Source organism: Anaerohalosphaeraceae bacterium (assembly GCA_037479115.1).
Taxonomy (GTDB): Bacteria; Planctomycetota; Phycisphaerae; order Sedimentisphaerales; family Anaerohalosphaeraceae; genus JAHDQI01.
In genome coordinates this window covers 1-22,100 of sequence record JBBFLK010000034.1, presented here as the reverse complement: position 1 = coordinate 22,100, position 22,100 = coordinate 1, and the positions used below count along the sequence as shown (strand labels likewise).

General features: G+C 53.4%; 19 protein-coding genes and 1 tRNA gene. 17 read left to right on the top strand and 3 right to left on the bottom strand.

The window, feature by feature from the left end; translation table 11 throughout:
• Positions 1-422: 422 nt before the first annotated feature.
• The 17 genes from WHS88_12015 (at position 423) to WHS88_11935 (ending at position 16,433) form a co-directional block, all read left to right on the top strand.
• A complete protein-coding gene (locus tag WHS88_12015) occupies positions 423-1,259 on the top strand; it encodes an NYN domain-containing protein (GenBank protein ID MEJ5260902.1) in 837 nt (278 codons plus the stop codon).
• Positions 1,260-1,340: 81 nt separating this feature from the next.
• Entirely contained in the window at positions 1,341-1,751 is a 411-nt protein-coding gene (locus WHS88_12010) for a secondary thiamine-phosphate synthase enzyme YjbQ (GenBank protein MEJ5260901.1), read from the top strand.
• Positions 1,752-1,832: 81 nt separating this feature from the next.
• Positions 1,833-1,904: transfer RNA gene (locus tag WHS88_12005), tRNA-Gly, on the top strand.
• 240 nt (positions 1,905-2,144) lie between these two features.
• A complete protein-coding gene (gene tig / locus WHS88_12000) occupies positions 2,145-3,680 on the top strand; it encodes a trigger factor (GenBank protein MEJ5260900.1) in 1,536 nt (511 codons plus the stop codon).
• A gap of 114 nt (positions 3,681-3,794) precedes the next feature.
• Positions 3,795-4,448: an ATP-dependent Clp protease proteolytic subunit gene (locus WHS88_11995; GenBank protein ID MEJ5260899.1), complete on the top strand. Its 654-nt coding sequence runs from the start codon at positions 3,795-3,797 to the stop codon at positions 4,446-4,448.
• A gap of 28 nt (positions 4,449-4,476) precedes the next feature.
• Positions 4,477-5,121, top strand: a complete 645-nt coding sequence (locus WHS88_11990) for an ATP-dependent Clp protease proteolytic subunit (GenBank protein MEJ5260898.1) — start codon at positions 4,477-4,479, stop codon at positions 5,119-5,121.
• Between the two features lie 19 nt (positions 5,122-5,140).
• Positions 5,141-5,749, top strand: coding sequence for a hypothetical protein (locus WHS88_11985; protein ID MEJ5260897.1), 609 nt, complete (start codon positions 5,141-5,143; stop codon positions 5,747-5,749).
• A 69-nt stretch (positions 5,750-5,818) separates the two neighbouring features.
• Complete coding sequence (locus tag WHS88_11980) at positions 5,819-6,778, top strand: site-specific DNA-methyltransferase (GenBank protein ID MEJ5260896.1); 960 nt, start codon at positions 5,819-5,821, stop codon at positions 6,776-6,778.
• The gene (gene lnt / locus WHS88_11975; protein ID MEJ5260895.1) at positions 6,775-8,457 is read left to right on the top strand and encodes an apolipoprotein N-acyltransferase; all 1,683 of its coding nucleotides are present in this window, start codon (positions 6,775-6,777) and stop codon (positions 8,455-8,457) included. Before WHS88_11980 ends, lnt begins: the two co-directional genes overlap by 4 nt.
• Positions 8,454-9,449 carry a HEAT repeat domain-containing protein gene (locus WHS88_11970; protein ID MEJ5260894.1) on the top strand — a complete coding sequence of 332 codons (996 nt, stop codon included), beginning with the start codon at positions 8,454-8,456 and terminating at the stop codon, positions 9,447-9,449. The genes lnt and WHS88_11970 overlap by 4 nt, the downstream gene beginning before the upstream one ends.
• Before the next feature lie 272 nt (positions 9,450-9,721).
• Entirely contained in the window at positions 9,722-10,576 is an 855-nt protein-coding gene (locus tag WHS88_11965) for a hypothetical protein (protein ID MEJ5260893.1), read from the top strand.
• Between the two features lie 13 nt (positions 10,577-10,589).
• Entirely contained in the window at positions 10,590-10,748 is a 159-nt protein-coding gene (locus WHS88_11960; protein ID MEJ5260892.1) for a hypothetical protein, read from the top strand.
• A gap of 63 nt (positions 10,749-10,811) precedes the next feature.
• A complete protein-coding gene (locus WHS88_11955; GenBank protein ID MEJ5260891.1) occupies positions 10,812-11,864 on the top strand; it encodes a rod shape-determining protein in 1,053 nt (350 codons plus the stop codon).
• Positions 11,865-11,904: 40 nt separating this feature from the next.
• Complete coding sequence (gene mreC, locus WHS88_11950; GenBank protein MEJ5260890.1) at positions 11,905-12,735, top strand: rod shape-determining protein MreC; 831 nt, start codon at positions 11,905-11,907, stop codon at positions 12,733-12,735.
• An 11-nt stretch (positions 12,736-12,746) separates the two neighbouring features.
• Positions 12,747-13,274 carry a rod shape-determining protein MreD gene (gene mreD, locus WHS88_11945; GenBank protein MEJ5260889.1) on the top strand — a complete coding sequence of 176 codons (528 nt, stop codon included), beginning with the start codon at positions 12,747-12,749 and terminating at the stop codon, positions 13,272-13,274.
• Complete coding sequence (locus WHS88_11940) at positions 13,267-15,420, top strand: penicillin-binding transpeptidase domain-containing protein (protein MEJ5260888.1); 2,154 nt, start codon at positions 13,267-13,269, stop codon at positions 15,418-15,420. The genes mreD and WHS88_11940 overlap by 8 nt, the downstream gene beginning before the upstream one ends.
• The gene (locus WHS88_11935) at positions 15,417-16,433 is read left to right on the top strand and encodes a DUF4056 domain-containing protein (GenBank protein ID MEJ5260887.1); all 1,017 of its coding nucleotides are present in this window, start codon (positions 15,417-15,419) and stop codon (positions 16,431-16,433) included. Before WHS88_11940 ends, WHS88_11935 begins: the two co-directional genes overlap by 4 nt.
• Before the next feature lie 4 nt (positions 16,434-16,437).
• Here WHS88_11935 and WHS88_11930 read toward each other — a convergent pair whose 3' ends face one another.
• The 3 genes from WHS88_11930 to WHS88_11920 form a co-directional block, all read right to left on the bottom strand.
• On the bottom strand, positions 16,438-18,114 hold the full coding sequence (locus WHS88_11930) for a hypothetical protein (GenBank protein ID MEJ5260886.1): 1,677 nt from the start codon (positions 18,112-18,114) through the stop codon (positions 16,438-16,440).
• Positions 18,115-19,041: 927 nt separating this feature from the next.
• Complete coding sequence (locus WHS88_11925) at positions 19,042-19,683, bottom strand: hypothetical protein (GenBank protein ID MEJ5260885.1); 642 nt, start codon at positions 19,681-19,683, stop codon at positions 19,042-19,044.
• A 594-nt stretch (positions 19,684-20,277) separates the two neighbouring features.
• The gene (locus WHS88_11920) at positions 20,278-20,751 is read right to left on the bottom strand and encodes a hypothetical protein (protein ID MEJ5260884.1); all 474 of its coding nucleotides are present in this window, start codon (positions 20,749-20,751) and stop codon (positions 20,278-20,280) included.
• Between the last annotated feature and the right edge of the window lie 1,349 nt (positions 20,752-22,100).

The window sequence follows — 22,100 nt, the reverse complement described above, 5'->3', positions numbered from 1 at the left end:
CTGTCATGCAGCGGATCCTCTTTGGGGGGATACGATGTTCCATGGCCATCCCATTAAAAAAACATTTTTTTATTGACGACAGGCTTTTGTTGGAATATAGTCATAGATGTGGGGAGAGCAATTCGGTTCCTTCTAACAAGGGATAAAAGGAGGCTAAAGACAAAACAAAAGTTTTTAGCCGAGTAGGGCGGGCGGTTTTTCTGAGAAGAGAAAGCTCAGAACAAACCGGCAAAAAAGCAGAGGAACTTTGGCAAGTTCAAGAACAATAAGGGCTTGCTCGCAGTAGAATAAAGGGAGCAAATTTCTTCTCATCACCCTCCTCCGAAGCCAGATTCCTGTATGGGAGTCTGGCTTTTTTTCTTTTCGGATATACAATGACGGTTTGATGAAGCATATAGGTTGTTTTTTTAAGGGGTTTTGGAATGTCCGGACAAGACAACAGTTTGAAAGTAGGCGTCTATGTTGATGCCGCTTATGTCTATAAAAACGGCGGCCGGGGAATGCAGTACAACATCCTTCGGGAGTTTGCCTGCCGAGAGGGGGCGCAGGTGATTCGCCTGAATGCCTATGTGAGTTTTGATGCAGACCGTGCGCACGAGGACGCCGTTTTCGGCGCCAATGCCAAGAAATTCCATTCCTTTCTGCGGGACCTCGGCTACAAAGTCATTATCAAAGAGGTCAAGTGGTTCGTGGATGAAGAGACCGGACAGCGGTTCGGCAAGGCCAATGCGGATATGGATTTGGCGACCGACCTGCTGATTCAGTCTGAGCATCTGGACAAGATTGTGCTGGTGTCGGGTGACGGGGATTTTGTCAAGGTGGTCAATGCCGCTCAAAATCGCGGCTGCCGAGTCGAGGTGATCGGTTTTGACAATGTCTCCGGCCGGCTCAAGGAGGAAGCGGACCAGTATTTTTCCGGCTATATGATTCCCAATCTGCTGCCGACCGATACGGAAATTCCCTGGGGACAGATTGGCTCGGTGGTGCGAGGCACATGCTCCTATTTCAACAAGGAAAAAGGCTTCGGGTATCTGCGGTATTTGAAGGAAATCTCGCCGTATCTGTGGATAACGGATATTCAGCGTCCGGGCAGTCCGTATGGGATGGCCTATTTTCGGGCGGGCAGTCTGCAGAATGTCGGCGGTGTGGAACTGCCCAGCTACAATCATATTTTTGAGTTTGAACTGATGACCCCGCAGCGGGATGACCAGCTGCCGGTGGCGAACAATGTTCGGCTTGTTTCGGTGATTCCGTATTGACGAGAACTTTCTGGATTAGAAACGGCAGGTGACGGAACCGGAGAAAGCCGTCGGCAGAAAACAAGACAAACGAGGCAGGCTATGAAAATTGTTCAGCAGACGATTGGAATTTCCACACGGCGACGCTGCGAGATGACGGACATTACGGAACAAGTGGCCGAGGTCGTTCGCGAAAGCGGCATTCAAAGCGGACAGGTGACGGTTTATACCCCGCATACGACGGCCGGCATTACGATTAACGAGAATGCTGACCCGGATGTCGTGCACGATATTCTCCTGACGCTGGAGGCCCTGGTCCCGGCGCATCGGGCCGGCTATCAGCATTCCGAAGGCAATTCCGATGCTCACGTCAAATCCTCTCTGGTCGGGTGCAGCGAGCGGATTCTTTTGGAAAAGGGCCGGCTGGTTCTCGGAACCTGGCAGGGGATTTATTTTTGTGAGTTTGACGGCCCTCGCAGCCGCAAGGTGATTGTCCAGATTCTCGGAGAGTAGAATCTGACTTTATCAAACGCGTTTTTTGAGAAAAAACTCTTTACAAAACGTGTTTTTTGGTTTATGTAATAGGGCGATTATGCGGGCGTAGCTCAGGGGTAGAGCGTCACGTTGCCAACGTGAATGTCGTGAGTTCAAATCTCATCGCCCGCTTTGAGGCCGAAAGGCCTGAGTGTCTTATCGAAGACGAGGAAATCCGGGTGGATTTCCTAAATCATTTATTGACATAGCTTTAGCGAGTTATCGGCTAACAAAATTTAGTCTGGCGCTGGTCGCTTAAGTGCTTGGAATCCTGCAAAAGCAGGAAGGATGGAACTTGAGGTCGGCGAAAGGATATTTCGGCGGCCGTTTTTGTTATAAGAGCAAGAAAAATAAACACTTAGGAGTCCTGAAATGGCGGAAGAATCCAAGGATAATCAGCAGAATGAAACCCCAGAGCAGCCGACAGTTCCCAACGTGGTAAAAATCGAGGATATCGGCCCCTGTAAAAAAAAGGTGACCGTGGAGGTCCCCGAGGAAAAAATAAAAGCTCTTCTGGATGAAAAATATAAAGAACTTCGACAGGATGTCATTATTCCGGGGTTCCGCAGAGGCCGGGCTCCTATTCGTCTGCTCGAAAAACGATTCGGCACCGATGTCCGCAATCAGGTGAAACTTCAGCTGCTGGCCGAATCCGCCGAGGCGGCTTTGAAGGACAATAAAGTGGACTACCTGGGCGATCCGGATATTAAGCACGAGGAAATCTCCCTGCCGGACAGCGGAGCCCTGGTGTACAGTTTTGAAGTGGAAGTGCGGCCCGAATTTGAACTGCCCAATCTGGAAGGCATCGAAATCCGCAAGCCCAAGGTTGAAGTGACGGACGAGCGCATCCAGGAGGAAATCGAGGCCATGCGGAAACGCTCCGGGATGTGGGTGCCGAAGGAAGAGGCCGTGGAAGCGGGCGACCAGATTGTTGCGGATGTTGTGCTGCACGTGGAAGGGGAAGAAGGACAGGACAAACAGGACAGCATTGAAATCTTTGTTCGTGATCCCGGTTTTGTTGCCGGTGTTCCGGTTGAAGGACTGGCGGAGCTTCTTCGGGGGGCCAAACACGGTGATGAACGTACCGTGACGGTGGAAGTGCCCTCTACGTATTTCAATGAGCGCTTCCGCGGCAAGAAGGTGGACATAAAGATTGCCGTCAAAGAAGTCAAGATGCTCAAGCCTGCGGAGCTGAACGAGGAATTTTTCAGCCGTTTCGGCGTCAGCACGCTCGATGAGCTCAAGGGGCGGGTTCGGGATTATCTGGAAACGGCCACGGAGCGGCAGGCCCGAGCGGCAATGGTGGACCAGGTTTACGCCTATCTGCAGAAGAATATCGATTTCGACCTGCCGGCGGATATGGCGGCCGACCAGTCTCTGGCAATCCTGCAGCGGCGCTATGTCAATCTGCTGATGCAGGGCGTTTCGAAAGAGGAAATCGAGCAGCAGATGGACCAGCTGCGGGCCAGCTCCGACCAGCAGGCCAAAGAACAGCTCAAGCTGTTTTTCATCATGAGCAAGATTGCCGACCAGTTCGGCATCGAAGTAACCGAAGAGGAAATCAACGGGCATATAGCGGCCGTGGCGGCCCAGCGAGGCCGGCGGCCGGAAAAGATGCGGGAAGAGCTGGCTCGAGACGGCTCGCTGGCCCAGTTCGCACTGCAGGTGCGCGAGCAGAAGTGCATCGAGAAGATTCTCGAAAAGGCCAAAATCGTAGAATCCGAAGAGATTCCCGCTCCTGCAGCAGAAGAGGCCCCCAAGCCCCGCAAGCGGGCGGCCAAAAAGGCGGAAGAGTCTCCGGAAGCCGCAGAGGACAAAGAGACGGCCGAAAAGCCCAAGAGCCGGGAAGAAACGCAGGCCAAGCGCAAACCCAAAGCCGCCAAAAAGGACCAGAAAGAGGAAAAGTAGGTCGGCGGATTGTCCGATATAGTCGTCGTTCCGGCCGCTCTTCCGGGCCGGCCGGAGCGACGTTCGTCCGATAGAAAAACAGCTGGAACCTTCAAAAACAAGAACAGGATGGGAATGATGCTGTATCCGCTCAACCAGTCAGAGCCGCAGCGGCCGTTTGCCGTGGACCCGCACCTGCAGGGGCCGGGTTATCAGCGTACCCGTGAAATGACCCTCGATGACCTGCTGCTCGAAAACCGGATTGTGTTTATGATTGGGGAGATTTCCTACCGGCTGGCCACCGAGGTCATTATGAAGCTGCTGTACCTGGACAATCTGAAGCGCGGTGTGGAAATCAGTCTGTACATCAATTCTCCAGGCGGCAGCGTGGATGATACGATGGCCATTTACGATACAATGCGGTTTATCGGCTCTCCCGTGGCGACTTACTGCATCGGACGGGCGCAGTCGGGGGCGGCGGTGATTCTGGCGGCGGGCACCAAGGGCCGGCGGTATGCTCTGCCGCATGCCAAAGTGATGCTTCATCAGCCCTGGGGCGGCGTCAGCGGACAGGCCGCGGACATCAAAATCCAGGCCGAAGAGATTCTCAAGGCCAAAAAGATGATTAACGAAATCCTCGCTTTTCACACCGGACAGCCCGTCGAGAAAATCGCGCAGGAAACCGAACGCGACAAATACATGACCGCTCAGGAGGCCAAAGAATACGGTCTGATCGACGATGTGCTTCAGGAGCATCCGGAAGAGAAAAAGCAAAAACCGGTCCTCTGAAATCTTTCCACTCATCCGTGAGGAATTTATGCGAGTCAATCAGAATCTTGTCCCGATTGTTATAGAGAAAACCGGCCGCGGCGAGCGGGCCTATGATATTTTCTCCCGTCTGCTGAAGGACCGAATCATCTTTTTGGGCGGCCAGATTGAAGATGAAGTTGCCAACCTGATTATTGCTCAGATGCTTTTTCTGAGCAATGAAGACAGCGAGGCGGACATTCATTTCTACATCAACTCTCCCGGCGGGGTGATTACGGCGGGTCTGGCCATTTATGATACGATGCGGTTCCTGCGGTGTCCTGTCGCCACGTATTGTGTCGGTCAGGCCGCCAGCATGGGGGCGGTGCTCTTTGCAGGCGGGACGCCGGGCAAACGGTTTATCCTGCCCAACAGCCGCGTGCTGCTGCATCAGCCGCTGATTTCCGGCGTGATGACCGGGGCGGCCACCGATATCGAAATCGAGGCCAAGGAAATCCTGCGGCTGCGCACACGGCTTTATCAGATTTTGTCGTTCCACACCGGAAAATCTCCGGAACAGATAGAAAAAGACTGCGACCGCAATCTCTGGCTGGAGGCCGAAGAAGCGGTGGCATACGGCCTGGCGGACAAAATTCTCCAGAAGGCGCCGGCGGTTTTGCCGAAGGTTAAAACGGAGTCGCAGGAATCGGAATAGGCCTCCGAGAAGGGCTTTTATGAATCAGCAGCGGGTACAGGTGCTTGTTTTGGCGGCCGCTGTTTGGACAGCCGGCTGCACCATTCCGCCGTCTCAAACCGCTCTCTGGCAGCAGGTCCGCGACCTTCAGGCCGCCAAAAATCATCTCGAAAACAAAGCCGAACGGCTGGAAGAAGAAAACCGCCAGCTGCTCGAACAGTGCAGCACACTGTCTTCCCTGAATCCGGACCTTCGTCTGTCGGCCCTCGATCGGCTGATGCAGATTCGTCTGGCTAAAGGCACCGCCCTGACTGATGAAAATCGAGACGGAAAAGTGGAAACCCTGCGGGTGCATCTGGAGCCTCTTGACCAGGCCGGAGATGTCGTGAAGGCCCCGGGGGAGATTCACGTTTCGCTCTGGCACCTGGATGTGTCCGCTCAGGAGCATCTGCTCGGTGCCTGGTCCGTCAGTGCGGAGGAACTCAAAACCAAATGGGGCCGCTCCCTGATGGGAGCTTACTATCGGCTGATGTGGAATGTCGAGGCGATTCTGCCGGAGAAGGCCTGTGAATTGACCGTAAAAGTGGAGTTTACGGATTATCTGACCGGCAAGGTCCTTCGAACCCAAAAACCCCTTCGCGTCCGCTAAGCACGTCCTCAGCCGGGGTCGGCAGGGTTCCGGCTTGAAAATCACACCGCCGGCGGTAAGATGTCCGGCATGCATAAATTCCGAAATACCATTCTGTGCGGGGACTGCATCGAAATTCTCCGAAGTGTTGGGGAGCCGTTTGCAGATTTGGTTTTCGCCGACCCGCCGTTTAATATTGGATATCAGTACGACAAATACCGCGACCGGGTCGAAAAGAATCGGTATCTGGCCTGGACGCGTGACTGGATGAGCGCCTGTCTGGGTGTGCTCAAGCCGACCGGCTCCTTCTATATTGCCATCGGCGACGACTATGCTGCGCATGTGCGGCTGATTGGAGAAGAACTGGGCCTGACGCTGCGCAACTGGATTATCTGGCATTATACCTTCGGCCAGCAGACCCGAAACAAATTCGCCCGCTCCCACACCCACATTTTCTATTTTGTAAAAAATCCTCACCAATTCACGTTCAATGATTGGGCCGTTCGAGTTCCTTCTGACCGTCAGCTGGTTTACAATGACAAGCGTGCCCAGTCCTGCGGCAAGCTGCCGGATGATGTGTGGAATACCTATTCGCGCGTGTGCGGGACCTTTCGGGAACGGCAGGGCTGGCATCCGTGCCAGATGCCCGAACTCCTGCTGGCTCGCATTATCTCGGCCAGCTCCAATCCCGGCGATTGTGTGCTGGATCCCTTTGTCGGTTCGGGCACGACGGCGGCCGCGGCGTTTCAGCTCGGACGCGATTACTGCGGGATTGATATTTCTGAGCAGTATGTTGAAAACACTCGAAAACGTCTGACTGACCTGCAAAAAACCAGGATATCCGGCCCGTTGTCGATGCACGAAATGCTCGAGTTGAAGCGGCTCGTTTTTGAAATCGACCGACCCGCAGATGCCTATCGAACGAATAAGAAATTAATATCGCTTCTTTGCCGGCAGTTTGCCGTCCGTATGAACAACGGAAAACACTACAAGCCGGACCTGATTTTGCCGCTTCTTGCGGAGATATGTCCATGCCAGGGCCGAAAATGAAATCTTTTCTTTTCACGGCAGGATTGCCGGCGGTCTCGGCGGGTTTGCTGACGATTTGTCAGGCGCCGTATGACCAGGCGTGGGCGGCATGGCTTGCCTGGGTGCCCTTTCTGCTGGCCTGCCGGCCGCCGCTGTCATTAAAAATCCTTTTGCCCGCTGTTTTCGGAATCTGGCTGGTGTACTGGCTGGTCAATCTCTACTGGCTCATCGGAGTAACCTTTCCCGGCTATCTGGCTTTTTGTGTGGTGCAGGCCTGCTATGGGCCTGTTCTGGCCTTTGCCGTCCAGTTTGTCCGCCGAAAACAATGGCCGCTGACGGTTTGGGCTCCGCTGATTGTGGTCGGAGCGGAGGCCTGGCAGAGTGTCCTCTTTACGGGTTTCAGCTGGTATTTTCTGGCTCACAGCCAGTACCGCAATCTGCCGATGATTCAAAGCTGCGAACTTTTCGGCCAGTTGGGAATCTCGGTGCTGATTGCCGCTGTGAATGGTCTGGCGGCGGACCTGCTGCTGGATGCGGCTTGCGGACGGCTTCGCCGGGCGGCCAATTGTATAAAAGTCGTCGGCGTCGGCCTGCTGCTGGGGCTGAATTGGTCATACGGCATCTATCAGCTCCGGCATTCAGAGCGGTTTTTATCGGACGGTCCGCTGGTAGGGGCTGTCCAGACCAATATTCCCTCCCATATTAAGGAACTCAGCGAAAACGGCCCGGCCATTCTCCAAACCCTTCTGGACTTGAGCGAACCCTGTTTTGAGGCCGGAGCCTGGATGACGGCCTGGCCGGAAACGATGGTTTTGGCTTCTTTAAATCCGGACTATTTGTATTATCTACCTCCGGATAGTACGGCCCGTCAATTTGACCGACGGCTCCGGCAGTTTGCGCACGGCCGCGGGTATCTGCTGGTCGGGGCACACGCCGTTCGCATCAGCACCGCAGGGGGGGAACCTATTGCGGCTGACCAATATAATTCAGCATTTTTGTATGAGCCGACCGGTCAGCAGCATCCGAGCCGTTATGATAAGATTCATCTGGTACCCTTCGGCGAATACATTCCCTTCCGCCAAACCCTGCCGCGGCTGTATGGGCTTATCCATCGGCTAAGCCCCTACGATTACGACTACAATCTGACCCCCGGGCAAAAATACACCCGTTTTTCTATCGAGAAAGAAGGCCGACGATACACTTTCGGTGTTCTGATTTGTTATGAAGATACCGACTCGACCTTATGTCGGAAAATGGTTTTAGATAAAGAAGGCAAAAAGGCCGATTTTCTGGTCAATATCAGCAATGACGGCTGGTATGTTCGATACAAAGACGGCAAAGTATATCCGACGGTTGAGCAGGCCCAGCGGATGGCAATCACGGTCTTTCGATGTATCGAAAACCGGATTTCAATTCTTCGCAGCGTCAACACGGGCATCAGCTGTTTGATTGACTCGTTGGGCCGAATCCGGGATGATTTCATTGCCGGCAGTCTTCCGAAAGAAGCCGTCCTTCGTCAGGGGCCCCGAGCGGAAGGATGGTTTGTGGACCGAATTGTGCTGGACAGTCGAATTTCGTTTTTCACCCGCTGGGGACGCCGGCTGGACGGACTTTTGGGAATCGCTTTTTTGGGGATTGTATCGGCGGCTTTGGCGGATAGACTGATAGTGATAGGCAGACAAAAGGGGAATCGTGTATGAAACAATATTCTGTGCTGATTGGATTGTGGATGTGCGTTTTGGTGTGCGGATGCGACAGGGCAGCAGGGCCGGTGCAGGGGTCGGGGGTTCAGACCTCGCCGCAGGCCGTTCAGGCCCTTGTTCCGCAGGCCCTGAATGTCATCAAAGAAGGGCTGGACCATCCCAATTCCTATATCCGTACGGCGGCGATTGAGATAACCGCCCAGACACGGCAGGATATGTTTTTGCCCCGCCTGATGCAGCTGGCGGATGACTCAAAGGTAACTGTTCGATTTGCTGCGCTTGTGGCAATGGGCGATATGCAGTGCACATCCTGCCGGCCGACCCTGCTGAAAAAGCTGGAGGATCCCAATCCAAATGTTCGGATTGCCGCCGCTTACGGCCTCTTTAGGATTGGGGTTCTTGAGTACAGGGTTCGGGTTCTGGAAGCCCTGAAAAATCCCAATCCTACCGTGGCGGCCAATGCCGCTCTGCTGGTGGGGAAAATGGGGAAACGAGAGGACCTTCCGCTGCTTTGGGAATTGATGACTGCCGGCAATCCCAATGAAAAAGTGCTTTTCCAGGCGGTTGAGTCGATGGCTCGTCTGCAGGACCCGAAGGTCTATCGGGATAAAATCTGGCCGCTGCTGATCAGCAAATATCACGATGACCGCCTGTGGGGAATCCGCTGTATGGGAGCGCTGGGGACCCCGGATGCCCAGACGGCGATTCAAACGATGCTTCAGGATGATGTGCTCGAGGTGAGGCTGGCGGCGGCGGAACAGCTGGGGGCGCTGGAAGACCGCTCCGGATTGTATGTGGTTCAGGACTATTTCGGACGCAGGCCGAATCTGGATGAGACAACGGTGGCCAATCAGCTGGCAGTTTCCGCCATCGGGACGCTTCGGGAGCCGTCCTTGAATGGTCATCTGTCTAAAGCGCTTTCAAGCAAATCTCCGATTGTGCGTCTGATGGCGGCCAAGTCGGTTCTTCTGCAAAAACAGAGCTTGTAAGTGCTTTTTTGGCAATGAGTTGTATCTTTGTCCATTCGGAGATTGATGCGGAAGCGGCCCGGCAGATGCCCGGAGGCTTCTGTCGGAAAAAGAACAGAGAAGGCCGGCGGTGCACAACTTTTGACGGAATAATATTTTAGACTCTGTAAAATTGTCTTGACCTCGGAGGAATACCGACTTAAAATCCCGATATTTATTTGGTACTTTGCGTTTTTGGGTGCTGAAAATGCCGCTCCGGCGGCGGTAAAATCGCTCAGGATACGGAGGTTACATTGAGTCCATTAACGAAAATTTTAGTCATCTTATTATCCTTATTCGCTATCTTTCTGTGCGGGGCCATGGTGTCCTTTGTGGTCAATACCAACAATTACAAGGCCCTGTATGAACAGCAGAAAAATCTGTACAGCGTTGCTCAGGCGGATGCCGCCAATCTCAACCGTCTGTACGATGAACTGCAGAAGAAGATGAAGCTGCAGGAAGAGCAGCTGCAGGAGAGAATTGCGGCGCTTCAGGCCCAGAATACCAAGCTGATTGCCGACTTGCAGAATGCAGAACGGCAAAGTCAGGAGTATCAGGCCCGTGCCGACAGCTGGAAGGGGGTCCTGACCGGGTTTGAGCAGAGCATCCGAAGCCTGCAGGAGTCGCTGCGGCTGACACAGACCCAGCTGGATGAGGCCCGTGCGCAGGGCATCAAAGATGCCCGGGAGCTGAATCAGATTACCTCCGAGCTGTATGAGAAGATTGTGCAGCTGGAGGCCCTCGAAGCGGACCGCCGTCGGCTTCTGGAGCAGAAGAAGGAGCTGGAAACCCGACTGACCGGCGCTTTGCCGGCGTCGGCCTCGGCTGTAACGGTTACGCCGATTCCGGGACCGGCGCGTCCGGCTGTCCCTGCGGCGGTCGGGGCGGATATCCGCGGGCTGGTTACCGAAGTGCGCTCCAACATGGTTACGCTTTCTGTGGGCAGCTCGGACGGCGTCCAGAAGGACATGCGGTTTCACGTCACCCGGGGCGACCAGTTTTTGTGTGATGTGGTGATTACCCATGTAGATATCAATCAGTCCGCCGGCGTGCTTGAACTGGTTCAGCAGACGCCGCGGGTGGGCGATACGGCGAGCACCAGACTTTAAGAACGGATTGACTATGGCCAAACAGAATACAACCGCCGCAAACGATGTCTATACCGCAATCCTGGCTTTGGCGTGGCTGACGGTCTTTGCGACAACGGTGTATGTATCGCTGACGTGCTGGTTCTATTACGGCAGCCAGATGTGGTCGTTTGCGGTCCAGGCGGTGCGATAGCCCGCAGGATGCGCAGGTCCGCCGGCGGCGAGATGACGAATATCGGATTTGAAGGGAGTCATCGTGTTCGAGTCCATTGTGGGCTGGTTCAGCAAAGATATGGGCATAGACCTCGGAACGTGCAATACCTTGGTCTGTGTCCGCAACGAAGGAATCGTCCTCAACGAACCGTCGGTGGTTGCGGTCCGAAAAGGAACCAATATCGTTCTGAATAACGGGGAGGCCGTCGGGCTGGTGGCCAAAGAGATGCTCGGCAAGACTCCCGGCTCCATCAGCGCCATTCGTCCCCTCAAAGACGGCGTCATCAGCGATTTTGAAATCACCGAGGCGATGCTCAGCTATTTTATCCGCAAAGTGCACGGCCGCGGGCGGCTTTTGAGTCCCCGGATTGTGATTGCCGTGCCCAGCGGAATTACCGCGGTAGAGCGTCGGGCGGTGATTGAAAGTGCGATGCGGGCGGGGGCCCGCAAGGTGTATCTGGTGGATGAGCCGATGGCCGCCGGCATCGGGGCGGGACTGCCGATTACAGAGCCGACGGCTTCTATGGTCGTTGATATCGGCGGCGGGACCACGGAAGTGGCCATTATGAGTCTGGCCGATATCAGTACCTGCGAGTCCATTCGAATCGGGGGCGATGATTTCGATGAAGCCCTGATTAATCACCTCAAACGCACCTACAATCTGCTCATCGGAGAGGCCCGAGCGGAACAGGTTAAGATTCAGATTGGTTCGGCGGCGCCGCTGGAACAGGAGATGACGATGGAAGTGGCCGGACGCGATACCATTTCCGGCCTGCCGCGAAAAATCGTCATTACCAGCGAGGAAATCCGCGAGGCCTTCCGGGAGCCGATTGCGGGCATCATTGAAACGGTGATGCGCACCCTCGAGCGGGCCGAACCGGAACTGGCCGCCGATTTGATTGAAAACGGGGTCCATCTGTGCGGCGGCGGCTCTCTCCTGCGGGGGATGGATACGGTTTTGTCCAACGCCACGGGGCTCAAAGTCGTCCATGCGGAGGACCCGCTGACCTGTGTGGCCCGCGGCACCAGTGTTTATCTGGAAAACCTCGAAATCTGGAAAGATGTTCTGGACGAAAGCGGCTATGGATGGGATTAGCCCATCTGGAGCTGCACATGCGGCTGACCGTTAGCAGGATATGGCCGTTAAGAAAAATCACCTATCACCGGGTCTTTTGTTTATAACCCTGCTCCTGGCAGGGTTTATTCTTCTTTGGCTGCCGCAGCGGATAACCTGTCATTTGAATTTTCTGTTTGTGTCTGTATTTGACCCTTTTTTGCGTTTGGGACGAACACTTGAAGCGAGCAAGTTTCGCACCGCCGCCGACGGGCCCACGGTGGACGCCGCCGAATATGAGCGGCTCTGGAAGGCCTATCAGAATCTGTCGGCTCAGTATCAGGCCCTGCATCGGGAATACGAGATTTTGGCTCGGTTTCGGAAAGAAAAGCCGCTTCCCTGGGCGGGACTGGTGCTGGCGCCGGTAAGTTCTTCCGTCCGGGGGCTCCGGCATGAACTGATTATCAGTCGCGGCAGTGACCACGGGTTGGCCCCCGGGCAGATGGTGCTTTCCGAGAAAGGAGACAGCGTGCTTGGCATTGTTCAGGAGGTTTCAGCGCGTCTGTCCCGGGTCCGGCTCCTGACGGATTCCTCTGTTACACTGGAAGTGCGAATTCGCCGCGAAGGAGCTGAACTGGAATATGTCGGGCGGATGTCGGGGGATGGCAAAAACGGCTGCCGGATTCCGCTGCTGTCCCGGGATTATGATATTCGGGAAGGGGATGTGGTGTTTGCCGCACCGCAACCGGGAGTTCTGGAAACCCCGCTGGTGGTCGGCCGCTGTGTTCGAGTTCGTCCCGATGAAGAGCATCCGCTTCTGTGGGATATTGCCGTTCGTCCGGTGGAGGACGCCTACGCCCAAAAAGTTGTGGCCGTAGCGGTTCCCGCTCTTTCCCTGCCGAATCCTCCGTAAGGGTTTTTTCTATGCGCTGGTTTTGGTTTATACTGCTGACTCTTTTAACCGCGTTGCTGGAGGCCGGCAACCTGCTGAATCTGATTGCGTTTGGATACGGTCAGGTTCGTCCGAGTCTCCTGCTGCTTCTGCTGATTTTTACGGCCCTGCGGTCCGAACCGCTTGAGGCCGTAGGGATTTCCTTTCTGCTGGGCTTTGCGGCGGATTTGTCCGGACCGGTGATGGGGCCCAATACCGTCTGCTGGGGACTGGCCGGTTCGCTGCTCTGTCAGATGCAGGGAATTCTGAATGTCCGCTCATCGATTTATCAGATTGCGGTAGTTTGGGTCTCCTCCCTGATTGTGATAGCGGCATCACACGGTTTGGCGGTTTTGAAAACGGACCAGGCAGGGGTGCTGCCGATGCGGGTCCTGCTGGGACGGGCTTTTTATACAGCGGCGGTCGTTCCGGTTTTGTGGCCGCTGCTGGAGCGTTTGTGGCCCTTTCTGAAAAAACCGCAGCCGGGACGTTCCGCCGGGATACGGCTGGGCCATGTATAAAATCAGACTTTTCATCCTGATTATTTTCTTTGTTGCCGCCGCTGTGATTTGTTTGGTTCGGCTGGCCAGCCTGCAGCTCGTGCATTGCCAGGATTACCGGCAGGCGATTGCCGACAAACAGATTCTGGAACCCCAGCCCCTGCCGACAATCCGGGGAAATATTCTCGACCGAAAAGGCGTCGTACTGGCCAAGGATGTTCCGGTTTTTTATGCGTATGTCAACTATCGGCTTTGCCGGCTCCTGGATGAGCGTTTCTGGGAAGCCCAGATGCAGCGGCAGCGGGTGGATGAGACGGTATCTCCTCAGCGACTCCGCCATGATATTCAGGCACGCTTTTCGGAGGATTTCAGCCGGCTGAATCGCATTCTGGCTTTTGCAGAGCGGGTCGGTGCTTCGCGGAGCGAGGTTCTCCAGTCCATTGAACGCATTAACAACCGAATCTGGGAAATGGGATGTTATGTGTACTGGCGTCGGGTCAATCCCAATGGGACTCTGGACGACTACCGCCGTCAAAAAGAGGGAATCAGGCCTGCGGATGTGTTCGGGCTTCGCTTGGTGGAGATGCAGCAAACCTATCCGGTTTTTGAAATTCCTGCGGACCATCTGGTAGAGGCGCAGGCGGAATTGAGCGGGCTCAAAGATGTTGAAATCCGCACGCACGGACAGCGTTTTTATCCGAGGCGCACGGCAGCCTGTCAGATTATCGGCTGGGTTGGACAGGTTCATGAGGAAGAAAAAGACCTCTTCAGCCAGGATGAATACCTGCGCTATCTGGAGGGGGAACTCATCGGCAAGGCGGGAATTGAGCGGATGTGTGAGCCGATCCTTCGCGGACGCCGCGGAGAGGTCATTTATGACAAGGACGGCCGGCTGCTCCAGCGGAGAGAGCCTCAATACGGAAGAACGGTTCAGCTGACGCTGGATGTGGACCTGCAGGAGCGAATCGAAAAGTATCTTCAGCACCCGGACCTTCCGCCGGAGGTGGCTTCCGTTGTCAGCCGTCGGGCCTCTGCCGTGGTGCTCGAGGCGGCTACAGGAGATATTCTGGCTATGGTGTCCACGCCCCAGTATGATTTGAACAAGGCCCGTCAGATTGCCGGACGGCTTGTTTCGGACCCCAATACCCCGATGCGCCACAAAGCCCTCGAAGTCAATTATCCGCCGGGCTCAACCATCAAACCGCTGATTCTGCTTATCGGTCTGGAAGAGAAGAAGATTACTCCCTATGAAATTATCTCCTGCCCGGCCCATTCTCCTCCTTCCGGATGGCCCAGCTGTCTGGCCCAGACCCGCTTTTCCCGGATGGGGCACGACTGGCGATGGGCCGGTGAAGGCGGCAATATCGCCCGAAATGCTATGCGGGGCAGCTGCAATATTTATTTTTCCCGTCTGGCGGACCGAATTGACAGCGGGGCGCTGCAGCGATGGTTCTTTGAGCTGGGATTCGGACGACGGGTGCTGCCGGCTGTGGAATGGATTGACTCGAAAACCGGGGAGCAAGTGAACTCCTGGGGGACTTTGCCGCAGGCACACGGGAGCATCGAATACGGAATTCAGCCGATGCCTTATACGAGCCCTGAACAGATTCGACCGATACCCTCCAACCGGCAGTCGGAGAAGCGCTTCTGGGGAATCGGTCAGGGCAACCTTCGTGTGACAGTGCTGCAGGCAGCTAACGCGCTGGCGGCCGTGGTTCGTGGAGGAATCTACAAACCGCCCCGGCTGATTTATCTGGATGACGACCCCTTCAACCAGAAGCATCAGAAGATTCTGCCGATTTCCTCTCAGACTCTTTCGGTGGTTCGAGACGGCATGCGTGCGGCGGTTTATGAGGACGGCGGAACGGCTTACAGTACCTTCCTGGATTTTCCGCTCCGCAGAGAACTGAAGATTTACGGAAAGACCGGCTCCACGGAAAGCCCGGATATGGCCTGGTTTGAATGTTTTGCGGAGGATTCGGCGGACCGCAGCATTGTAATTGTGGTGGCGGTGCCCGGCGGGCTTTCCGGGTCCGGATACGCGGCTCCGGTGGGAAAGCAAATTCTTCAGTTTTGCTATGAAGCGGGCTATATCGGTGTTAGGCCCAGGAATCCGGCAGCGGCGAAACATTCCGCCGGCCGAAATGAGCAGGGGGGCAATCCATGATTTGCGGATGGAAAAGACTTTCGACGGCGGCGGGACTGGCGGCTGTTTTGGTTTTGAGCGGCTGCGGATTGGACGGCGGACCGCGCCCACGCTGGGGATTTACGCCGAAGCAATATTACGGCGACCCCAACAATCTGGGGACACATTCCTACGGCTACGGCGGCCGGGAGGGATACGGCATCTTATATACCCTTCGCGGCGGCACCATAGACCCCGACCACCTTCGCGGAACGGCAGACCTGACCCGACATGCCTATCTGAAGGCCTATGCCGCCATCGTTAACGGACGAAGCCGGTTTCAGGTCGGACCGGCCTTTGAATTGACAACCAATACGGTTCAACTGATATATCCGTCAGACTGGATGCAGCGGCCTCGTTCTGAGCGGGAGAAGATTGCTCACGAGGCTGCTCTCGTAATCGCACCGGCGGTGTCCTACCATTCTTACGTGTGGCACGAAATGCTCACCTGGCAGGGCCTTCGTTTTGCCCTGATCGAGCCGGAACACGAATCTGCTTTTTCCTGGGAGGATTTGTATTCCAATGCGCTCGGAGCCCATCTGGCTGTTCAAGCTATCCGGAGCGGTGCATTGACGGCATCTGATTATAATCAGGCCATGACGGAATTAATCCGACGGACGCTTCAGGAGCTTCAGGTTGTCTCTCGTTCGCAGGCCCTTGCGTTTTTGGAAAGGGTGCGGGGCACGTGGTTTACAGCGGACAAACTCCTCCGCCGCCAGATGAATATCGGATTTGAAACCGGTCAGATTACTCCGTGTCTGATTCCGGGTCTGACCGACCAGCCTCCTGTCTCGCTCCCCTGGCTCAATCTGGATGGGCTCGAGCCCTACGGCCTTCGGGTTGTATATACCCTCCAGTCCCCTTATCTGGAAACAGGGACTCTGAAGCGGCGGGCCGGCATTCAGGGACCGCTTGAACCGCTCAAGCACTTTCCGCTGATTATGGAGTCCATCAAAAAAGAGGCCCGGGAAAAATACGGGTATCTTCTCGAGTGACCGCTCACGGGCAGGAAGAAATCGGTTCATATCCGCATTCGAGCCATCGTCCGGCCAAAGCGGCTAAATCTCTTATGTCTGTCCGGCAGTCCCTGTTCAGGTCGGCATAGGGATAAGAAGGACATCGGGGGGCGCTGCGAAAGTGCGTCAGAACAACCCGGTCTGTTTCGTACAGGATGTCGAACGTCCCTTCTTCAAAAATCACCTCGGAGGCCGCATTGAGAAACCGGCCGCTGATTTGGCGGGCTTCAATGATTACAAATGAGTCTTCATAATTCGGTACATACCCGTCTAACAGGTCCACATCGAGATACCCGTCCAGCACAACCTGCCCGCCTTCCTGGGCCTGTGCGGTCAGAACAGAGTAATCCCATGCGGAAGAAAGGCCGCCGATGCCGATTTTCAGCGTCCCGTTCGGCCCCTGAGAATAGTTGTAAATCACCTCCAGAAATTTCCACATTCCGCTGACGCCGGGCATGACGGTGCCGCTTTCGTTGTTCACATCCGCACGAATCCAACCCCATCCTTCAAGACGTCCGCCCTTGAGCACAATCGGATTAGCCAGACCGGCATCGTATTCGGCAGCAATTTGCCCTCCATCCATCTGAATGACTCCTTCCGGCCAGACGACAATCTGCTCTCCGGCCTGGTGATGGGCTGCTGAAAGGTCAGCAAAAAGGTCGTTGTCGGGGTCATCCGCCAAATAAATCAAACCCCGTCCGCCCGGTTTGTCGAAGGTCCCCCCGACAGCCACCGAGCCCTGCAGGTCCGCCCAGGAGCCGTCATAAATATTCAGTTCTCCGCGGCTGCCGGGATAAAAGGCGATGGCTGTATGCCCGAGATGAAGCAGTTTGGAGCCGGTCAGGTTGATGACGGCCGTTCCGCCGATTCCGATATTTAAGCTGATGGGGTCCCACCAGTAGTTTTCAACAAGCAGTTCTGTTTGATGGGCTGTCCCAACAACGTCGATGACAGCGGAGGAGCGGGCATACACGGCTGTTTCCAGATAGCCGAAATTCATCCGGGCTCCGCTGCTTAGCGTGACGGTTGTCTTGCCGTAAATAGACATCCCGAAGTAGCCGTCCACATACCATTCTGAATCTTCTCCATCGATGAGAAAATCCGCCTTTCCGAGAATGCCGCTCTGGCCATGCCCGTGTTCCAGAAAGGCGCCGTCTGTCACAGAGACCTGCGCAGTGCCGAATGTGCCGGAAAAGAAGCCGTGCCAGCCGTCCGTGCGATACCCGCTCCAGAAAGTCTCCGGTCCGCTCAGAGAAAGAACTCCGACGGCTTGGGGGTCATTGTCCCCAATCAGCATTTCGCCGCTGTAGATCCCTCCGCCCCGAATTGACAGAGAGCTGGATTGCGTGTCGGCAAGAAAGAACGTGCGGTTGTATTCATCTGAAGCATCCAGCAGATAAATATGGCCGTTCAATTGCAGGGTCAGGTCTGAACCGTCAACGGTCATTCGGTCATGGGTGTAGTCGGAATTGAACCAGACCGTGTACGCTGTCGGCAGTGTGAAGAAAACATTGTCGTTTGGCCCCGGAACACCCGGCGGATTCCAGTTATCCGCTTGTCCCATTTCACCGCCCGACGGGGCCGCCCAGTAAAAATCGTCGGAAAAACAAACCGATGCAGTCAGCAGAAAAAGAATGGAAACAAAGAATGTCTGCTTCATGTTCAACCCTCCTTTCAATTATCCGTTCCGGCCGTTGCCGGCACAGGTAAAAATGCGTCAGCTTTTTCAGATGCTTCTAAAGCGAAGGAGAAGGTCGGGAATCAAGCTCTTTTGACAAAGTACTTACTTACAAAAGCTCTCTTAAAGAAAATATTCTCTAATAAAAGACCGAGCATGTCAAAAAAAACTGTTCAAAGCGTTTTTTCTCAATCATTAATTCTTCCTTCTTCTTTATTTCTTCCGCGGGTCGGGCTGAAGGAATCGGCCGCTGTCCGGGTCCTAATACCGGGCGAGATGATTTGAGGACTTATCTGACACCTATAAGAACAGCCAGCCACAGGAGTAACCGCAAAAGCAGCACAAACAGCAAAACCCCTCTGCCGCACAGCAAAAAAAGAAAGATTGGTTCCAGCTCAAAATACTTTTTCATTCGGAAACCTGCATAGATGATCGCTCTTTCATTTTTCTCAACTGGACAAAAAGGGCAAATAACACCAAAAATAGATGCATTATCCGTTTTTTACAAACAGCTTATGTGTAAGATATGCGGTAACGATGCCTATATAAGGAAGACCCACACACCCTATGCAAGCCCCCGGACCTCCGCCTGCAATAATAATCTGGGCAATAATATTTACCAGAAACATCAGGATTCCTCCAAAACAAAGGGATAGCGTTCGTCTCCGTACGATTATTGTAAATAGGATAATCAGAAGAATGCTGACGCACTGAATGAGCAATGACCAATGTTCTCTTTTCATAGCTGGGAACCCGAGTGACATTTCACAAATTCTTCGTGGACAAAAAACGAAAAGGAGCCGACGGCGTCAAATGGGGTTCCCACCGATACAACGAAGGATAGAGGAGGAGCAAACCACATCGCCGCATTATTTACCCCTTCAAAGTTGTAGTTGTCTTTGAGATTGTTCACGGACTGGACATCTCTATTTCTTTTAGGTCAAAAATGCAGTCAACGGAATCCTTCTGAAAATTCCAGCGATAAATCTTCTCTCTTTCCTGAAGCCAGTATACGGTTCCCTTCTCCGGCATTAAACCAAGAATGGAAACCTTGTCTGTCTTCAAAGGGTGTCTGATGACGATATCCTCTTCCGGATTTATGACAGCCAAATCCATTTTATCGATGAAAACCAGGTAAGGGTAGGAACTCTGCAGCCATCTGATGTTTGAACTGGAGCGATAAACCATTTTTTCGCCGATATAAACATGGCCGCCGCTCATAAGAACAGCCATATCCTTATAAATGCCTGACAAGAATCTCTCTTGATCGTACTGGATGCTCTGCGAGATGGAAATCTTTTTTTGCTCTATAGTAAGCTCCAGCAAAGTTCTTTTATCCGACGGTTGAATATAAAAGGAACTGTTGTTCTTCCAATAAAGAACCAAGGCAAAAACAGGCGGTTCTGTGAGGAGAACGGCGCTTTTGCCGTCATCAAAAGAAACAGCCACCGTTCCGAGGCAATTTTTCTTGTTCCGCCCAAAAACAGAATAATCCTGCCTAGGCTTTCCCGCCAGTATCCTGCCGTCTGGACTCCAGCACAGTCCGTCCACAAGAGCCGGCGAAGGAAGGGGCTTTATCGTGCAGTTGCCGGGAGGATTTTCCCGGATGCAGAGCAGCTTATAAGACGGCCAGAATCCCAGACGCGTCTGCACCACACTGACCCACAATTCGTTCTCCGCTCGCCAGTCCAGCGACAGGATGTCTTCGACCTTTAAAACTTTCTTTGCGGTGTTGTCTGATAAATCTGCCAGATACAGGAACGACTGACGTTTGGCTGGAAGATTGTTTTGATCCGCCTCTAATATGCAGACAGCCATTTTGTCTCCCGCCGGAGCTGCTTTTGTCAAATAAGGCCATACCACATAGGAAGCGGCTTTGCCTTTGCTGGTTCCGAAAAACAGGCACACCAGAAAGAGGCTCGCAATCTTACTCATAAAATGCCCTTACATAATTGTATAAAATCTGTTTCTTGTCATATCCGGAAAGGGTAAAAATCACTGCTGCTTATTTTGATGGCCATGGACTTGACGGCGGAGACGCTGTTTCTCACAGATACCTTAATAACGTCTGATATCGATGAATTAAGGTATTGGCACAAATCATGCAAAAATAACTTTCACTCTCGAGCCCTTTTTTGTAATGCTCTATAGATTGTCAAAATCATGCCAGATAACTTTCGAACAAATGATTTCGGGTTCTGCTTTGATTACGAATTCTCTGATGGCAAGCATCTTAGGAATCTCGGGTGAAAATCGTATGTTTACCATCTTGTTGCCGTTTTGATAAACGGCTCCGAGCAGGCTGGATGAAAAAGTCTGTCCATCAATGGTGATTGCCGTAGCATAGATTTTGGTTCTCTTGCCGGATTCGAAAGTTATTTCTTGCCATGGCGGGGAAATCGTCCACTGGCCGTCGATTTCCAGCAATAAAGAAGCAGTTCGGAACTGTCTGGAAAGAGGAGGATCGCACGGGAAGTGCACTCCTTCTGCATTGAGAGAAACGGCTTTATCCGATACTGCGATGTCAGTCCTGTTCGGCCTGCAGGACAAAAGGAGCAGAGGGAGCCCAAATCCGAAAAGACAGGCAATCCATTTCCAATGACGATTTAACGGAGTCATAAAGGATCCTTTCCTCCCTTATTGGGACCGTAAGCGTGCCATGGTATTTTCCCGATTAAGCATTTCGTTTTTGTTAGAGGACTTAACAAGGGTCTGCCGTTTTCTCCAACAAAGTCTTTTTGTCTGTACAATTATGCTGCCGGGGAACAGTTCGTTTTACTTTCTTTTCTCTTGTCCCCACATGTTCTCATAATCTATTTCGTCCGCCTTTTTTCCCCACTCTTCTTTTGGGAGCGATTCTTTATATTGTTTCACAAAGACGGCCTGTTCCGACCTTTCCGTGGAATAGACGAGAGTGACATACAGGGTAGTCAAATCCTTTTTAGGCGGCTTGTATCGATAACAGAAATAGACAGTGACACATTCATCTTTCTCCGGATGTCCCCATCTTTCGGACCACTCCAGGTAAATAAATCCGGGTTCGGTATGCTTGTTCGAATGCCATCCGTAAGAGCATTCTTCTGTCCGGCTGTACAAAAGGTATTTCAATCGAAAGAACCCTGCACTCGACAGTTCATTCTGAACATAGCTCATCGTGTTCCGGGGCGGGAAAGGCTCTTCCACAAAATAGGACAGGGAATAGGCTCCTTCGACGATATCGGCGTTTTCCGGTGTAGCATATCGAATATGGCTCGCCGTCTCCGGAGCATTCAGAAAGACCGGAAAATCAGAGGGCCTGACAGAGCTGCCGTTGTTTTTATGCCGAGTACATCCAGAGCCGACAAAAATGAGAGTCAAGAGTACGGTGTAATATTTACCCATAATATCCCTTACTCATTTAACTTGCTGCAATCTGAAGCGTCATCGATTCTTTTCCTTATTGTGTCTGGTGTCTGTCCTGCAGGTACTTCACAAAGGCATTTCATTTTGTTAGTTGTGTAGGGAACAGGTACAGCTGTGCCGAAAGTTGTATAGGCCAATCGTAAGGTTTTGTAATAGGTACGTCGCATTCTAAACTGACAGCATTCCCTTTTACATTTTCTTGAATAAAGCGTTACACACTTGCATAATTGATCTGTTCTAACATATCCTGCAATCATCGGTTGATTGCATACGAGGACCGGTGTTTTCACGACCTCCCCAATAATACTAACAGCCGCACAGACCGGCCCTCCGACGATTTCAAGAATCGGTCCGATGCTTCCAATCAGATCCATATTTGTACATCCGTATTCATAGTGTTGTCTTTCACGTACAGCACTATAATTCTCCCATGGTGTACAATTGGTCTTTCTGAAAAAAGAGCCGCTGCAAACATTTTCAGATGCCTCACGGTGGACTGGTGGGAGATACGGCGGATACGGGACGGGCAGGGGTGGGTATGGGCTGATAGGGCTGGGCGGCGGGAG

What these genes read in the sequence shown, in the direction of transcription:
- mreD (MEJ5260889.1), top strand. Translation starts at nt 12,747, where the DNA reads ATGCGCTGGTTTTGGTTTATACTGCTGACTCTTTTAACCGCGTTGCTG.
- WHS88_11985 (MEJ5260897.1), top strand. Translation starts at nt 5,141, where the DNA reads ATGAATCAGCAGCGGGTACAGGTGCTTGTTTTGGCGGCCGCTGTTTGG.
- WHS88_11995 (MEJ5260899.1), top strand. Translation starts at nt 3,795, where the DNA reads ATGATGCTGTATCCGCTCAACCAGTCAGAGCCGCAGCGGCCGTTTGCC.
- tig (MEJ5260900.1), top strand. Translation starts at nt 2,145, where the DNA reads ATGGCGGAAGAATCCAAGGATAATCAGCAGAATGAAACCCCAGAGCAG.
- WHS88_12010 (MEJ5260901.1), top strand. Translation starts at nt 1,341, where the DNA reads ATGAAAATTGTTCAGCAGACGATTGGAATTTCCACACGGCGACGCTGC.
- WHS88_11930 (MEJ5260886.1), bottom strand. Translation starts at nt 18,114, where the DNA reads ATGAAGCAGACATTCTTTGTTTCCATTCTTTTTCTGCTGACTGCATCG.
- WHS88_11990 (MEJ5260898.1), top strand. Translation starts at nt 4,477, where the DNA reads ATGCGAGTCAATCAGAATCTTGTCCCGATTGTTATAGAGAAAACCGGC.
- WHS88_12015 (MEJ5260902.1), top strand. Translation starts at nt 423, where the DNA reads ATGTCCGGACAAGACAACAGTTTGAAAGTAGGCGTCTATGTTGATGCC.
- WHS88_11980 (MEJ5260896.1), top strand. Translation starts at nt 5,819, where the DNA reads ATGCATAAATTCCGAAATACCATTCTGTGCGGGGACTGCATCGAAATT.
- WHS88_11935 (MEJ5260887.1), top strand. Translation starts at nt 15,417, where the DNA reads ATGATTTGCGGATGGAAAAGACTTTCGACGGCGGCGGGACTGGCGGCT.
- mreC (MEJ5260890.1), top strand. Translation starts at nt 11,905, where the DNA reads ATGGCCGTTAAGAAAAATCACCTATCACCGGGTCTTTTGTTTATAACC.
- WHS88_11970 (MEJ5260894.1), top strand. Translation starts at nt 8,454, where the DNA reads ATGAAACAATATTCTGTGCTGATTGGATTGTGGATGTGCGTTTTGGTG.
- WHS88_11940 (MEJ5260888.1), top strand. Translation starts at nt 13,267, where the DNA reads ATGTATAAAATCAGACTTTTCATCCTGATTATTTTCTTTGTTGCCGCC.
- lnt (MEJ5260895.1), top strand. Translation starts at nt 6,775, where the DNA reads ATGAAATCTTTTCTTTTCACGGCAGGATTGCCGGCGGTCTCGGCGGGT.
- WHS88_11920 (MEJ5260884.1), bottom strand. Translation starts at nt 20,751, where the DNA reads ATGACTCCGTTAAATCGTCATTGGAAATGGATTGCCTGTCTTTTCGGA.
- WHS88_11960 (MEJ5260892.1), top strand. Translation starts at nt 10,590, where the DNA reads ATGGCCAAACAGAATACAACCGCCGCAAACGATGTCTATACCGCAATC.